The 15501-nt window shown below is 50.0% G+C and carries 14 protein-coding genes; 5 read left to right on the top strand and 9 right to left on the bottom strand.

Going from position 1 to position 15501, the window contains the following annotated elements:
- Positions 1-95: 95 nt before the first annotated feature.
- The 3 genes from P2W74_RS12830 to mdtK all read right to left on the bottom strand — a co-directional run bounded on the left by P2W74_RS12830 (position 96) and on the right by mdtK (position 4669).
- Positions 96-1439 carry an L-cystine transporter gene (locus tag P2W74_RS12830; RefSeq protein ID WP_276291884.1) on the bottom strand — a complete coding sequence of 448 codons (1344 nt, stop codon included), beginning with the start codon at positions 1437-1439 and terminating at the stop codon, positions 96-98.
- Positions 1440-1713: 274 nt separating this feature from the next.
- Positions 1714-2856 (bottom strand): porin OmpC, encoded by a 1143-nt coding sequence (gene ompC / locus P2W74_RS12825; RefSeq protein WP_276291883.1) that lies wholly within the window; start codon positions 2854-2856, stop codon positions 1714-1716.
- Positions 2857-3295: 439 nt separating this feature from the next.
- Positions 3296-4669, bottom strand: a complete 1374-nt coding sequence (mdtK, locus tag P2W74_RS12820) for an MdtK family multidrug efflux MATE transporter (RefSeq protein WP_276291882.1) — start codon at positions 4667-4669, stop codon at positions 3296-3298.
- Positions 4670-4886: 217 nt separating this feature from the next.
- Here mdtK and P2W74_RS12815 point away from each other — a divergent pair, with 217 nt between their 5' ends.
- Entirely contained in the window at positions 4887-5528 is a 642-nt protein-coding gene (locus tag P2W74_RS12815; protein ID WP_276291881.1) for a riboflavin synthase subunit alpha, read from the top strand.
- A gap of 41 nt (positions 5529-5569) precedes the next feature.
- Here the strand turns inward: P2W74_RS12815 and cfa are convergent, their stop codons facing one another.
- Both cfa and punC read right to left on the bottom strand, forming a co-directional pair.
- On the bottom strand, positions 5570-6718 hold the full coding sequence (gene cfa / locus P2W74_RS12810; RefSeq protein WP_276291880.1) for a cyclopropane fatty acyl phospholipid synthase: 1149 nt from the start codon (positions 6716-6718) through the stop codon (positions 5570-5572).
- Positions 6719-7011: 293 nt separating this feature from the next.
- Positions 7012-8217, bottom strand: a complete 1206-nt coding sequence (gene punC, locus P2W74_RS12805) for a purine nucleoside transporter PunC (RefSeq protein WP_276291879.1) — start codon at positions 8215-8217, stop codon at positions 7012-7014.
- A 112-nt stretch (positions 8218-8329) separates the two neighbouring features.
- On the opposite strand from punC, the gene punR reads away from it, so the two are divergent.
- A complete protein-coding gene (gene punR, locus P2W74_RS12800; RefSeq protein WP_276291878.1) occupies positions 8330-9262 on the top strand; it encodes a DNA-binding transcriptional activator PunR in 933 nt (310 codons plus the stop codon).
- On the opposite strand, the gene purR is transcribed toward punR, so the two are convergent.
- Positions 9259-10284: an HTH-type transcriptional repressor PurR gene (gene purR / locus P2W74_RS12795; RefSeq protein ID WP_276291877.1), complete on the bottom strand. Its 1026-nt coding sequence runs from the start codon at positions 10282-10284 to the stop codon at positions 9259-9261. The genes punR and purR overlap by 4 nt on opposite strands.
- Before the next feature lie 296 nt (positions 10285-10580).
- Between purR and cydH the strand changes: the two genes are divergently transcribed.
- Both cydH and P2W74_RS12785 read left to right on the top strand, forming a co-directional pair.
- Entirely contained in the window at positions 10581-10670 is a 90-nt protein-coding gene (cydH, locus tag P2W74_RS12790; RefSeq protein WP_000102276.1) for a cytochrome bd-I oxidase subunit CydH, read from the top strand.
- Between the two features lie 166 nt (positions 10671-10836).
- Positions 10837-12003 (top strand): MFS transporter, encoded by a 1167-nt coding sequence (locus P2W74_RS12785; protein ID WP_276291876.1) that lies wholly within the window; start codon positions 10837-10839, stop codon positions 12001-12003.
- Positions 12004-12056: 53 nt separating this feature from the next.
- Here the strand turns inward: P2W74_RS12785 and sodB are convergent, their stop codons facing one another.
- Together sodB and P2W74_RS12775 are read right to left on the bottom strand one after the other, a co-directional pair.
- Positions 12057-12638 carry a superoxide dismutase [Fe] gene (gene sodB / locus P2W74_RS12780; RefSeq protein WP_203357957.1) on the bottom strand — a complete coding sequence of 194 codons (582 nt, stop codon included), beginning with the start codon at positions 12636-12638 and terminating at the stop codon, positions 12057-12059.
- Between the two features lie 127 nt (positions 12639-12765).
- Positions 12766-13596 (bottom strand): C40 family peptidase, encoded by an 831-nt coding sequence (locus P2W74_RS12775; protein ID WP_276291875.1) that lies wholly within the window; start codon positions 13594-13596, stop codon positions 12766-12768.
- A gap of 338 nt (positions 13597-13934) precedes the next feature.
- Here P2W74_RS12775 and grxD point away from each other — a divergent pair, with 338 nt between their 5' ends.
- Positions 13935-14282, top strand: a complete 348-nt coding sequence (gene grxD / locus P2W74_RS12770; RefSeq protein WP_003832760.1) for a monothiol glutaredoxin 4 — start codon at positions 13935-13937, stop codon at positions 14280-14282.
- A 72-nt stretch (positions 14283-14354) separates the two neighbouring features.
- On the opposite strand, the gene rnt is transcribed toward grxD, so the two are convergent.
- Positions 14355-15002, bottom strand: a complete 648-nt coding sequence (gene rnt / locus P2W74_RS12765) for a ribonuclease T (RefSeq protein WP_276291874.1) — start codon at positions 15000-15002, stop codon at positions 14355-14357.
- Positions 15003-15501 lie beyond the last annotated feature (499 nt).

The following is a 15501-nucleotide window of genomic DNA, read 5'->3' as shown; positions in this document are numbered from 1 at the left end:
TTTGGGGTTGAGGTGTGAACCCTCAGCGTTTGCTCACGGGGTAAAGGGGCTCGCGCTGAGGAGACAGATATGATTGAGAAAACCCTGAATGCGGGTTAATTCATTGTTGCACTGTGCTGTTGCTCCTGGCTTTTCTCACCCAGCAATCGGGTTGCCAGAACACCAGACATCATTGAGCCATTCACATTGAGCGCTGTCCTGGCCATATCGACGACAGGTTCGATCGCAATAAAGATACCGACCAGTGCCACCGGGAAGTTCAGCGTTGAAAGAACGATCAGTGATGCAAATGTGCCACCGCCACCCACACCCGCGACGCCAATCGATCCCAACGCGATGGCGGGAAGCAGGGTTGCCAGAAAATGAAGAGATAACGGATCGACACCCATTGTTGGCGCAATCATCGCCACCATAATGGCAGGATAAATACCCGCACACCCGTTCTGCCCCATACTGGAACCGAAGGACGCCGCAATATTGGCAATTGTATTCGGTACGCCATATTTTTCCTGTGCAGATATCGCCAGAGGAATTGACGCTGCGCTACTCCGCGAGACAAAGGCAAAGGTGAGCACGGGCCAAACGGTTTTAAAGTAGTGAATGGGATTTTTACCACTCAGCACCAGCAAAATGGCGTGAACGATAAACATCATTGCCACAGCCAGATAACAAGCGGCAATAAACCCCAGTAGGCTGGTAAATTGTGAAAGCTGATATGTCGAAAATACTTTTGCCATTAACGCCATCACCCCATAGGGCGTCAGAGCAATGACGATACGAACCATCTTCATTACCCAGATCTGTATGGCATTAATACCCGCGCTTAATTTTTCACCTTCTTCGGGCGCGTCTTTTTTGACTTTTAACAGTGCGATGCCAGCAAGAAGGGTAAAAATGACAATACCGATGACAGAAACGCTTCTGGCCCCGGTAAGGTCGAGAAATATATTGGTGGGGATTAACGATGTCATTAACTGAGGTAATGACACTGCGGCCGTTTTGTCGATATCCTCCGCCGTCAACGTCGATTGCATCTGTCCAAAGGCGCTGGCATCCAGCCCAATGGCGTGCGCTGTAAACAGTCCCACGAATCCGGCGATCATCACCAGACACAGCATGCAGGCAACGATAGTCAAAGACATCTTACCGATACCCGCATTGTTTTCGAGTTTGTTAATTGCAGAAAGAATGGATATGAAAATCAGTGGAATAGCGACGAGCTTTAACAGGTTGACATAACCATTTCCGATGATGCTATACCATTCAATAATGGTTTTGCTGTTCTCGGTCGCCATAAAATGGAGAGATATGCCGATGGCGGCACCCAAAAAAATAGCAATGAAGACACACCGGGAAAGAGATTGACTCTTCTGATCTATTTTAAATACACCCCATGAACAGATCAAAAAAAGCGCAACATATGCGAGAGTGGTGAACATATTTTAAGCCTCTTGCCTCATTCAGCACCTGAAATGCCGGAAAGAGTTTGTTTTCAGTAAGTAAATCTATGTCTTAAACAAGCCATAGAGCCGGACGAGATTATAAGGAAATATGCCCTCTGAATGCACACAAAAATTGTGGAATCAAATCGATTTATTCGTATATGGCGAATATTAAGCCAAAGAAAGGGGGAAGGGCATTTGGCCGTAGCCAGGAGAAAATAAGAAAAAAGCCCACTTGTTACAGGGTGGGCTACTTGATACGGGATAAATATTAGAACTGGTAAACGAGGCCTAAACCAACGACGTCGTCAGTTGCGATGTCGTTACGTGAGTAGAAGCTGTCGTCTTCGTCCAGCAGGTTGATTTTGTAATCAACGTAGGTGGACATATTTTTGTTGAAGTAGTAAGTCGCACCGACATCAGCATATTTCACCAGATCTTTGTCGTTGTCCACGCCGACCAGGTCTTTACCTTTAGACATCAGGAAAGAAACTGCCGGGCGTAAACCGAAGTCGAACTGATATTGCGCAGTTACTTCAAAGTTCTGCGTTTTATTGGCGATGGTATTATCAAAATGACCACCATACGGAGTCATATTGCGGGTTTCAGAATACATGGTTGCCAGATAGATGTTGTTCGCATCATATTTAAGGCCAGCCGTCCACGCATCTGCTTTATCGCCACCGGCGGTTGAATGGTTAACCTGCTCATTAGTACGATCGGAAGAGGTATATGCAGCACCGAAGCTGACGCCCATACCCAGATCATACGTAGAGGAGATACCGAACCCGTCGCCGTTGGAATTTTTCACATTACGGTCGCTGCCATTGCCCGTACCTTCCTGAGTCATACCGTCAAAGTATGCTTCGTCAGTAACCTGGTTTTCATTCGCACCCTGGTACTGCAGAGCGAAGCTCAGGCCATCAACCATACCGAAGAAGTTGTTGTTACGGTAAGTCGCTACGCCATTAGCACGACCGGTCATGAAGTTGTCAGCTTTGGTGTAGGAGTCGCCACCGAATTCTGGCAGCATATCGGTCCAGCCTTCTACGTCGTACAGAACGCCGTAGTTACGACCGTAGTCGAATGAACCGTAATCACCGAATTTCAGACCTGCGAACGCCAGACGGGTCCATGAATTACCGTGGTCGCTTTCCGTGGTGTTGGCTTGCACGTTGTATTCCCACTGACCGTAGCCGGTCAGTTGATCAGTAATCTGAGTTTCACCTTTGAAGCCCAGACGGATATAGCTCATGTCACCATCAGAAGCTGTATCATCAGAGAAATAATGCAGACCATCGACTTTGCCATAGAGATCTAACTTGTTACCGTCTTTGTTATAAACTTCAGCTGCGTGAGCTGCACCAGCCGCCATCAGGGCTGGAATGACGATAGCCAATACTTTTCTTTTCATTTTATCCCTCAAATACCGAATTTATTTTTAGAAGATGGAACTAATTGCGATTCATCGAATCAATAACATCCTAAGCCGAATCTTAATAGTTCAGCAAATCCTAACTATTTATTATGTGTTATTAGTTAATACAATCGTAACTAATGGAAATATACATTCGCGTGATGAATGAAATTATGTTTCACATATCATTTGTGTATTTGTTTTAAATATTAAAATCGTTATAATTATCGAGCCGTAGACCTGTGCGGCTATTTTCATCGTTAGTTTTGTGACTCAAATATGAGTTTTTAATTTATTTATTAAATCTGCAATGAGAGGAATGAATATGCACTTGCGTGATCTTCTGCTTACGCAGTAGTACATTTATTCATCTGTTGGATGCCGAACACACAATGTGTGTTCGGTTTTTTTTGGCTTTTAGGTGGGGATTGCGTACTTATCGCGCTGCGCGTTGCAAAATAACCGTAGAAGGTTGGCGTTGCAGATACCGCATACGCAGCATCATAAGGATGGCTGCGGAGGTCAGACCGATAATAAAGCCGATCCAGAAGCCAGCAGGTCCCATACGGTCAACAACCAAATCGGTTAACGCCAGGATATACCCACTGGGTAAACCTAACACCCAATAAGCGGTAAAGGTGATAAAGAAGATGGATCGCGTGTCTTTATAGCCACGTAAAATACCGCTGCCAATGACCTGAATAGAGTCGGAAATCTGATAAATCGCCGCCAGCAGCATTAACTGTGCCGCCAGCGCAACGACTGCCGGATTATCGTTGTAGAGCAGGGCGATATGCTCTCGCAGTGTTACTGTGAAGATGGCCGTCATAATGGCCATGCAAACACCGACGCCCAAACCGGTTCTGGCCGCGGTCTGCGCATTTAGCGTTGATCCCTGACCCAGACGATACCCTACCCGAATCGTCACCGCCGCCGCCAACGACATTGGCAGTACAAACATCAGCGAACTGAAATTGAGTGCAATCTGGTGACCGGCAACGTCGACGATACCCAGCGGCGATACCAACAATGCCACGACGGCAAAGAGGGTAACTTCGAAGAATAAGGCCAATGCGATCGGTAGACCCAGGTGGACTAATCGTTTCACGACGGCGGTGTCGGGTTTACTGAATCCCGGCTCATTACGAATATCACGCATCGAACGCGCGCGTCTGATGTATGAAACCATCGCGATGAACATCACCCAGTACACTGCTGCGGTGGCAACACCACAGCCTACGCCGCCCAGTTCCGGCATACCAAAATGGCCATAAATGAAGATGTAGTTAACCGGAATGTTGACCAGTAGCCCGAGGAACCCCATGACCATGCCGGGTTTGGTTTTGGCCAATCCTTCGCACTGGTTACGCGCCACCTGGAAAAACAGATATCCCGGCGCTCCCCAGAGCAGGGCCCGGAGATAACCGACGGCTTTATCGGCCAACGCCGGATCAATATTATGCATGGAGCGGATGATATACCCGGCGTTCCACAGCACGACCATGATGAGGACGGAGACCCCCCCCGCCAGCCAGAATCCCTGGCGCACCTGATGCGCGATACGATCACGACGTCCGGAACCATTCAACTGAGCGATGACGGGAGTCAATGCCAGCAGCAGTCCATGACCGAACAGAATGGCCGGTAACCAAATGGAAGTGCCAATGGCGACAGCCGCCATGTCTGTGGCGCTGTATCCACCGGCCATCACGGTATCAACAAACCCCATCGCGGTTTGGGCGATTTGCGCGAGAATCACCGGTATTGCCAGAGCTAATAACTGACGCGCTTCACTGATATACTTTTGCACGTATACACCTTGTTTTTGTTGTTATTTGAGAGACCAGAAAAGCCGCCTTAAGTGGCAGCAAGAAGAAGATGCAGGGGAATTTTCAGTCTATTGTAGCGAGGAATACGTAATTCTCCAGTGAAAAAACAGGGGGGAGCGGCACTTTGCTGGCAACCTGAATTTTCACCTGCTATTGTGCTGGGCAGAGATATTCAAACTGATTTCAGGAGTTGCAGGTATGTTTACGGGTATTGTGCAGGGCACCGCCAGACTGGTGTCGATTGATGAAAAACCGAATTTTCGCACTCATGTAGTGGAATTACCTGAATACATGCTGGATGCGCTGGAGACGGGCGCGTCGGTGGCGCATAATGGTTGCTGTCTGACCGTCACCGAAATCAAGGGTAATCAGATCAGTTTTGATTTGATGAAAGAGACCTTACGCATTACTAATTTAGGTGAGCTGAACGTCGGCGATAGCGTTAACGTTGAACGCGCCGCAAAATTCAGTGATGAGATTGGCGGGCATTTAATGTCGGGCCATATTATGACCACCGCCGAGATCACAAAAATTCTGACCTCAGAAAATAACCGTCAGATTTGGTTCAAAGTGCAGGACCCGCAGTTGATGAAATATATTCTGTATAAAGGATTCATCGGCATCGACGGTATCAGTCTGACGGTTGGGGAAGTCACCGCGACGCGCTTTTGTGTTCACCTTATTCCAGAAACGCTGGAACGCACCACGCTGGGCAAGAAAAAGCTGGGCGCTCGCGTGAATATCGAAATCGATCCGCAAACCCAGGCGGTTGTCGATACGGTTGAGCGCGTATTAGCGGCCCGGGACAGTGCCGTAAATAAGCTGGCGAATGACGCTTAGCGAAATGGAAGCAGCCCCCGCAGAATTCGGGGGCTGTTCATCTAGCGGGGAACGCGCAGACCGTGTTCAACACCGCGCGAAAAAACGACCTGCCAGAGTTGAATATCGCGGGCGCGAAAGGCGCCAGCGCAGGCATTCAAATAATAACTGAACATCCGTTTAAAACGCTCGCTGTAGTTATCTGCGATTTCAGGCCAGGCATTGATAAAGCGCGAATACCACGACATCAGCGTTGTATCATAATCGGCGCCAAAATTGTGCCAATCCTCCATCACAAAATGCGGTTCACTGGCGTTGGCAATCTGACGCACGGAAGGTAAGCAACCGTTCGGGAAGATATATTTATTGATCCACGGGTCGACATTGTTGTCGGTCTTTTTGGAGCCGATGGTATGAAGCAGAAACAAGCCGTCAGATTTTAAATTACGGTCAACCACCTCAAAGTAGGTGTCGTAGTTTTTGGGGCCGACATGTTCGAACATACCTACCGAAACAATTCGATCGAACTGATCCTGTAAGTCGCGATAATCCTGCAGCAGAATGGTGACATCCAGCCCTTCGCAGCGCTGTTGCGCCATTTTCTGCTGTTCCGCAGAAATGGTCACTCCCACCACGCTGACCGCGTAATTGGCCGCCATATATTGCGATAATCCGCCCCAGCCACAGCCAATATCCAGCACGCGCATACCCGGTTTAAGCTGCAATTTTTCACAAATCATTTTTAGCTTCGCCTGCTGGGCAGATTCCAGGGTATCGGCCTCTTTCCAGTAAGCGCAGGAATATTGCATGTACGGGTCAAGCATCCGGCTGAAAAGATCATTACCAAGATCGTAATGCTCTTTGCCGACTATCCAGGCGCGTTTTTTACTTTGCAGATTGAACAGGCGCGCGCCTGCGATGCGGAGGGTATCTTTGAAATGGTGAGGAAGTTGATTTTCGAGGCCAGCGCGCAGAACTTTATTGAAGAAAATATCCAGCCGTTCGCACTCCCACCAGCCATCCATGTAGCTTTCACCTAAACCCAGCGATCCTTCCTGCAATACGCGTTTGAAAAAATCGGGGTTTTTGATTTGAATATCAGCCGGGGCAGGACCGTTGATAGCAACGCCCGCACGGCTCAGTAATTCGTTGGTGATACGGTACCAGTCATCATCCGGTACACTGACTTCTTCTATACACGATGAACTCATAGTTTCTCCATCACTGGTCGGTGATCAGAACCTTAAAACAGCGTAGACGCTTTTTGGGCTATGTGAGAAATCTCACGGATAAAGTCCGCGAGCCTATAATCCGACGTAGAACAGAGGAAGGGAGAACCCTTGCCGAAAAGGCCATTCCTTGGTTAATCGGGAGCGCTCCGGCTCCCGTTAGATCGCAATATTTATCGTATTTATATAACAGCCAAAAATGAGTATAGGCTTCAACAATCGGTGAAACAACCCAAAAATGTTAGCAAGCTAATGAGTGGCTATTAACGTTATTTTTAGTACGAATCGTTGTGCGCCATCTCAGAGTGGGAGGTGTGATGCGTTGACTCACTCGCCTGCAACTGCATCCAATACCCTAATCCTGCGAGAGCGACCGTTGATAACATGACGCTGGTGGTGGTCAGCAACGGTGTGCTGATTAACCAGGAGACAACCAGACTGGCCAGGAAACAGAGACCCAACTGCAGCGTGTTCTGCAATGCTGCGGCACGCCCGGTGGCTTGTGGGAATGGACGCAATGCCTGAGCCACAACAATAGGGTAGATCGCGCCGTTGGCAATAGCCATGACACAGAAGGGGATCAGAATTTCGGTCAGCGAGACATGGTGAATAAAACTGGTCGCCCAGGTGGCGATGACGCTCAATGCGAAGATGACCAATAACCAGGGTAACAGTTGTTGTCCCTGCCATTTTTGTAACGCCGCACGGCAACCGTAGCCACCGATCAGGAAGGCGATGGTTTGCGGAACATAACTGAGACCAATCACTGCGGGGCTATAACCCATTTCGTTAAGGATGAACGGCGAACCGGTTAACCATGCGAAGAAGCTTGCGGAACAGGCAGCGTAAATCAGCACGTTCCCGCGATAGGCTTTCGAACGCAGCAGGGTGGTGAACGTCAGTTTATCCTGGCTATCGTCACGTGCTTTTGCGGTGGGTTTTAAACGCAGGGCGGGCAACATCAGGATCAGCGTAATCACAAACAGCGTGGCGAAAATGGCCTGCCAGGAAAAATGCGCGAGGATCCAGCTACCTAACAGCGGCGCAAGCGCAGGCGACAACCCGACCAATGGCATGATGGTGGCAAAAATACGGTTAACTTTTTGCGACGGGTAGTAATCCGTCACCAGTGCCTGCCAGACAACCGCAGCAGCACACACGCCAATGGCCTGGATAAAGCGCAGAACCAGCAAGCCCGTTGCACTTTCTACCCACAGCATACCCAGACTTCCCAGGGCGAAGATCGACAAGCCGACCAATAATATGGGCTTACGACCGTAGCGATCGGACAGCGGACCCCAGGCGAGTTGTGCGATGGCGAATCCGGCTAAGAACAGGCTCAGACTGGCGCTGACGGCAGAGGCCGGTGTTTGCAAATCGGCCTGAATTGCAGCAAATGCAGGTAAGTACATATCTGTTGCCAGAAAACCCAGTACGCTGAGACCCGCCAGCCAGACTAAAAAACCTTTTCCCGGTTGCATATTACATTCTCTTTTTTATCAGTAAGACATTGCCGCAGAGTGTAGGGAGTGAAATTCCCGTTGTGAAACGCTAATATTTGTCTACTGAATTCAAATTTTTTGTAGGCAGAATATGTGGTCAGAATATTCCCTTGAAGTTGTTGATGCTGTCGCGCGCAATGGCAGCTTCAGTTCCGCCGCCCAGGAGCTGCATCGCGTGCCTTCTGCAGTGAGCTACACCGTACGTCAACTGGAAGAGTGGCTGGCGGTGCCCTTGTTTGAACGACGCCATCGGGATGTGGAATTGACGCCTGCCGGTGCCTGGTTTTTAAAAGAAGGCCGCTCTGTTATCAAAAAAATGCAGATCACCCGCCAGCAGTGCCAACAGATTGCGAACGGTTGGCGAGGGCAACTGCCTATCGCGGTAGACAATATTGTGCGGCCAGAACGCACCCGGCAGATGATTGTCGATTTCTACCGCCACTTTGATGACGTTGAGCTGGTCGTTTCTCAGGAGGTGTTCAACGGCGTCTGGGATGCGCTTTCCGACGGACGCGTGGAACTGGCTATTGGTGCGACGCAGGCGATCCCCGTAGGGGGGCGCTATACCTTTCGCGATATGGGAATGTTGAGCTGGAGCTGCGTGGTGGCAAGTCATCATCCCCTGGCGGCGATGCCCGGTCCCTTGAGTGATGATACGTTGCGCAACTGGCCGTCGCTGGTCCGTGAAGACACGTCACGGACACTGCCTAAACGCATAACCTGGCTGCTGGACAACCAAAAGCGCGTGATCGTACCGGATTGGGAGTCGTCAGCAACCTGTCTTTCCGCCGGGTTATGCGTCGGTATGGTGCCCACGCATTTTGCAAAACCGTGGCTCGACAGTGGCAAATGGGTTGCGTTAACCCTGGAGAATCCGTTCCCGGATGCGGCATGTTGCCTGACCTGGCAGCAAAATGATACGTCGCCCGCCTTAGCCTGGTTGCTGGAGTATTTAGGCGACAGTGAAACGCTGAACAAAGAGTGGCTGCGAGAACCTGAAGAGGTTCCCGCAGAGGAGGCTTAACGACGATAGTCGCGGAACGGACCATCAGCAACCGAACGACGTTCGATCAGGCGCGGATGGACTTCAATGGACTGCGACTCTTCACGCTTATTCACGATACGGTCTAACAGCATATTAAAGGCCGTTTCGCCAAGTGAGTCTTTAGGCTGGTGAATGGTGGTCAGTGCGGGTGTGAAATAGCGCGCGTTACGCACATTGTCATAACCGATCACCGAAATATCCTGCGGTACCCGCAAGCCCATTTCATCGGCAGCACAGAGCGCCCCCATTGCCATGATGTCGCCACCGCAAAATACCGCGGTCGGGCGATGGGACTGAGAGAGGATCTGCTGCATTGCACGATAACCTGACTCGGGTTCAAAATCGCCCTGCACAATCCAGTCTTCCGGGACTTTTATCAGTGCTTCGTCCATCGCCTTCATAAAGCCCGCCAGGCGGCCAGCGCCGGTGTTGCGCTCCATCGGGCCGGGAATGGCGCCGATTTCACGATGACCGCGCTCCACCAGATAACGACCGGCCATATAACCGCCTTCGAAAGCGTTATCAATGACCGTATCGGTAAAGTCGGCTTTCGCTTCGCCCCAATCCATCACCACCATCGGAATATGGCGATACTCTTCAAGCATGGAAAGCAGAGACTCCGGATATTCCGAACACATGACCAGCAGGCCATCCACACGCTTTTGCGCCATCATGGAAAGATAGGCCCGCTGTTTTTCGAGATTATTCCAGGCATTGCCAAGGATCAGGGTATAGCCTTTCTGGAAGCAGTTCTTCTCAACGGCTTCAATAATCTCAGCAAAATAAGCGGCTTCACTGCTGGTTGCCAGCAGGCCGATAGATTTGGTGTGGTTCACCTTCAGGCTGCGGGCGACCGCACTCGGGGAGTAGTGCAGTTCTTTGATGGCAGCCCAGACGGCATTACGTGTCTCTTCTGCGACAAAACGCGTTTTGTTAATTACATGTGATACGGTTGTAGTGGAAACGTTTGCTCGCTTCGCTACATCTTTAATTGTTGCCATTACATTTCACTCCAGACCATATCCAAACTCCTGAAAATACTGTAGGTAAACGTTTGCCTTTACACACCCTTATCGCAACATCAGGGTTGCGGCACGCCGGGAAAACGACACGAAACGTCAGGAGGGGGTCAATGGCCGGTACGCTAATCAAGTAAGCGTGGAATTTTGTCTGATCTTGACGAAAAGGGGAAGAGTTAAAAGTGGTTATCAATATAAATCCTGGGAGATTTTTACATCCAAGTGTGTAAAAATGCGCAATATCACTTTTTGTGTGGAAATAAAAAGGAGCAAATTTGATGAGCACCGATCTGAAGTTTTCGTTAATAACCACTCTTATTGTTCTGGGTCTGATCGTAGCGGGTGGTCTGACCGCAGCACTGCACTGATTTACCGTGAGGGAGCGTGCTCTCCCTCATTTCGTTGCCCCTTCATTGTTACTAAATCGGCAAAAGTCTTTTGCCATTCTGTTAACTTTATTCTTTTTGTGATTGATGTCATGCTTTTGGCTCTTATCGGGTGTCGCTTCGCGGCACGGTGCAGCGGAGTCGATGTATGAAAATTAATTACCCCTTACTGGCGCTTGCGATTGGCGCATTCGGTATTGGGACCACGGAATTCTCTCCGATGGGCCTGTTGCCCGTCATTGCTCATGGCGTGAACGTCTCCATTCCCGCCGCCGGGATGCTCATCAGCGCTTATGCGGTGGGGGTGATGGTGGGCGCGCCGTTAATGACCCTGTTGCTGTCGCACCGCGCTCGTCGTAATGCGCTGATTTTTCTGATGGCCATTTTTACGCTGGGCAACGTCCTGTCGGCCATTGCGCCGGATTACACCACCTTAATGTTATCGCGCATTTTGACCAGCCTTAATCACGGTGCCTTTTTCGGGTTGGGTTCGGTCGTGGCGGCAAGTGTGGTGCCAAAACATAAGCAGGCCAGCGCCGTGGCGACAATGTTTATGGGGTTAACCATTGCGAACATTGGCGGCGTGCCTGCTGCCACATGGCTTGGGGAAACCATTGGCTGGCGGATGTCCTTTTTAGCGACCGCAGGGCTGGGTGTGATTGCCATGCTCAGTTTGTTCTTCTCTCTGCCGAAAGGCGGTGCAGGGGAACGGCCGGACGTGCGTAAAGAACTGGCTGTCTTGTTACGCCCGCAGGTGCTTTCTGCACTGCTCACCACCGTACTGGGCGCAGGGGCCATGTTTACCCTCTACACCTATATTTCACCCGTTCTGCAAAACATCGCTCATGCCACGCCGGCCTTCGTGACCGCGATGTTAGTGCTGATCGGCGTTGGATTCTCGATCGGCAACTATTTAGGCGGCAAACTGGCCGATCGATCCGTCAACGGTACTCTGAAAGGTTTCTTACTGCTGCTGGTGGTTATCATGCTGGCCATTCCTTTCCTTGCACGCAATGATCTGGGCGCTGCGTTCAGTATGGTGGTGTGGGGGGCGGCGACATTTGCCGTCGTTCCGCCTTTGCAGATGCGCGTGATGCGTGTTGCCAGTGAAGCGCCGGGGTTGTCCTCGTCGGTGAATATCGGGGCCTTTAACCTTGGCAATGCGTTAGGCGCGGCGGCAGGCGGGGCAGTGATTTCTGGCGGTCTGGGGTATAGCTTTGTTCCGGTGATGGGAGCTATCGTGGCAGGGCTGGCGTTATTGCTGGTCTTTGTTTCAGCGAGAAGGCAGCCTGAAACGGCATATGTCGCCAACTGATCGAGTGAGTTAAAAATAAAAACGCAGAAGGGATACCTTCTGCGTTGTCTTATTTACGCCGCGAAGTTCTTCGCAACGAATTCCCAGTTTACCAGCGCCCAGAAATGCTCCAGGTAGCCAGGACGGGCATTACGGTAGTCGATGTAGTACGCATGTTCCCACACGTCAACGGTCATCAGCGGCGTGGCATCCGTGGTTAACGGGGTGCCTGCGTTGGACGTAGAAACGATAGCCAGTTTGCCATCAGCCCCTTTCACCAACCAGGTCCAGCCGGAACCGAAGTTTTTAATCGCAGCATCGGTGAATTGCGCTTTGAATTCAGCAAAGCTACCGAAGGACGCAGCGATAGCGTCAGCCAGTTTACCGGTTGGTTCGCCGCCCGCGTTCGGGGCCAGGCAGTTCCAGTAGAACGTGTGGTTCCAGACCTGTGCTGCGTTATTGAATACGCCACCTTCTGAACTACGGACGATCTCTTCCAGTGATTTACCTTCAAAGGCGGTACCTTTGATCAGGTTATTGAGATTCGTCACATAGGTTTGATGATGTTTGCCGTAGTGATATTCCAGCGTTTCAGCGGAAATGTGTGGTGCCAGCGCGTCTTTGGCATACGGTAATGCAGGTAATTCGAACGACATTGCTTCTCTCCTTATTATTAATATTGAGTACGTACAATAGCCCTAAAGTACGTAAGGATAGGGTAGCAAATTGAAAGGTGATGCAAAAGAAGAACTTACCCTGTTGCGTAAACAACAGGGTAAGGGATTAACGAATGGTTTTTGGCGTCATGACGCGGCGGGCGCCGACATAGTGGCGTTGCCAGTAATCTTCGCTTAATGAGGTGATCTGAATTTCCTGCCCTGAACGGGGGGACTGGATAAATTTGCCGTTGCCGACGTACACGCCGACGTGATCCGCCGTACCGCGCCCCTGGGTCCGGAAGAAGACCAGATCGCCATTTTTCAGTTCATCACGCTCAATCGGTGAGGCGTCGCGGAGGTGGTACATTTCATTTGCCGTACGCGGAATACGGAATTTCACCAGATCTTTATAGGCGTACCAGACCAGGCCGCTGCAATCAAAACCGGTACGTGGCGACGTGCCGCCCCAGTGATACGGTTTGCCAATCTGATTCATCAACGTGGACATCGCCGTTTTGGTCGCTTTCTGAACTCTGACCTTATGCGCATCGGCAAGCGAAGCTGGTGCGGTCTCTTTCACCTTCACACAATGGGGCTTGCGGCCTTTGCGCGGCGTGCATTTTTCGCTCCAGGTGACGGCTGCAGTTTTTGCTGTCGTGGAGGAGATGCGGCGATGTGCGTTTTTGGTGGTTTTCGCTGGCGTGGTCGTGTGCTTTTTGGACGAAGAGGCGGTTTTTACGCTGGTTTTGTTAACGGTTTTTTTGACGGTTTTCTGACTGGTTTTGGTTGTTTTTTTACTGGCCGTCGCGTTCTTATGTTTATCTGCCGTTTTCGTTACGTGAGAAACAGCAGGCGTCTCCCTGGTTTGCCGGGAAGCATTAGCCGGGGATGTTAAAGAGAGTGTGGAAAAAAGCAAAGCACAGAGCGTGATCGAAATTCGGTTTATCCGCGCCACTGAGCAGTCCTCTGGTTAATGGCAGGCCGGTATCATGCCTGCGTGTGATTTACAAAACTTGTCGATTCTAATCCATAAAAGCACAGAAAGTTAATCGCTTTTATCATCTAAAACCTCATTTCTTAAGCGACTGCAAAAAAAATCAACAGCTCGTACTAAAAATGGTCAACGATGAGTCCATGACGTGTCGTTTTAAAGGATAAGGAATATAGAGAATGCAACTTATCGCGTCAGGGGATAAAATAGTAAAGAGTAATGAAAATGTTATTTTCCGTTGCCAGCCTGACCCGCTACAATGTCAGACTACTGCCGTAAAAGAAGTTAAAGGAAGCGAGACAATGAGCACCACTATCGAAAAAATCCAGCGCCAGATCGCTGAAAACCCGATTCTCCTGTACATGAAAGGTTCTCCAAAACTGCCTAGCTGCGGTTTCTCCGCCCAGGCGGTCCAGGCGCTGTCTGCCTGTGGTGAGCGTTTTGCCTATGTTGATATCCTGCAGAACCCGGATATTCGCGCGGAATTACCGAAATATGCAAACTGGCCAACCTTCCCGCAACTGTGGGTCGATGGTGAACTGGTTGGCGGCTGTGATATTTTGATCGAAATGTATCAGCGCGGTGAGTTGCAGCAACTGATTAAAGAAACTGCGGCGAAATACAAAACCGAAGAACCTGATGCTGAGTAATCAGCGGAAATAAAAAAAAGCGACCATTCGTTGGTCGCTTTTTTTATGGGCTCGCACGCCTGATAAAAACGATTAAGCGTCTTCCGGCAGCGGTAGTGGCCACCCGCCAAGGCGTTTCCAGCGGTTCACAATTTCGCAAAACAGGATGGCGGTGCGTTCGGTGTCATAGAGGGCGGAGTGCGCCTGGGTACCATCAAACTCCATACCTGCCGCCAGACAGGCTTTTGACAACACGGTTTGCCCCAGCGCCAGACCGCTGAGTGCCGCAGTATCGAAGGTCACGAAGGGATGAAACGGATTACGCTTCAACGATGCACGTTCCGCTGCCGCCATCATAAAGCTGTGATCGAAGGTGGCGTTGTGGGCAACCATGATGGCCCGGTTGCAACCGCTATCTTTGATACCTTTGCGCACCATTTTGAAGATCGCGTGCAACGCGTCGTACTCGCTGACGGCACCGCGCAGCGGATTCGACGGATCGATGCCGTTAAAGGCGAGCGCCTCAGGCTGCAAGTTTGCCCCTTCAAACGGTTCGACATGGAAATGCAGCGTCGTGTCCGGCATCAACCAGCCGTGTTCATCCATTTTCAATGTGATGGCGGCGATCTCAAGCAGCGCATCGGTTTTGGCGTTAAACCCAGCCGTTTCGACATCGATTACGACAGGATAAAAACCACGAAAACGGTCACACAGACCGGAAAGTTGAGCGTTATCGGACATCAGGGTCTCTTAATACAGAAAAATTGCAGCGCGCATTATGGCAAATTTTGTTGCTTACGGGAATGGGAGAGGGAAAAGCGGACATCAGGTATTGCGTACCGGCAGATCGATACCCTGTATAGGATACTGATGTTCCATCAGACTGCCTGTGGGAACTGTCTTCCTCTTCCGATTACAGGAACACCTGCTCATAAAATGAAAAAGCATATTACCTCGCGGCATTAAAATGTTGGTTTACGCGGGAAATGGCGTTGACAATCATACGAGTCAAATTCACAAGGGAAATATATCCCGTATTAATGTTTTTTTATCCGCATTGTTCTATTTTCAGGTCTTGGGCTATCGTGTTATTTATTTAATTAACGAGTTCAGTTATATCCTCTTAATATAACTTTCCTAATATGTGAGGTAATGATCAATATCAAACTGGGTTAAATTTATGTTTAATTATAGTGTTCATGTTGTGAGCTGTCCAAAATTGGACTAAACATTGATTACT

The organism is Citrobacter enshiensis (genome assembly GCF_029338175.1).
In the GTDB taxonomy this organism is placed as follows: domain Bacteria; phylum Pseudomonadota; class Gammaproteobacteria; order Enterobacterales; family Enterobacteriaceae; genus Citrobacter_D; species Citrobacter_D enshiensis.
The sequence above is the reverse complement of the archived record's forward strand: the minus strand, read 5'-3'. Positions and strand labels throughout refer to the sequence as shown.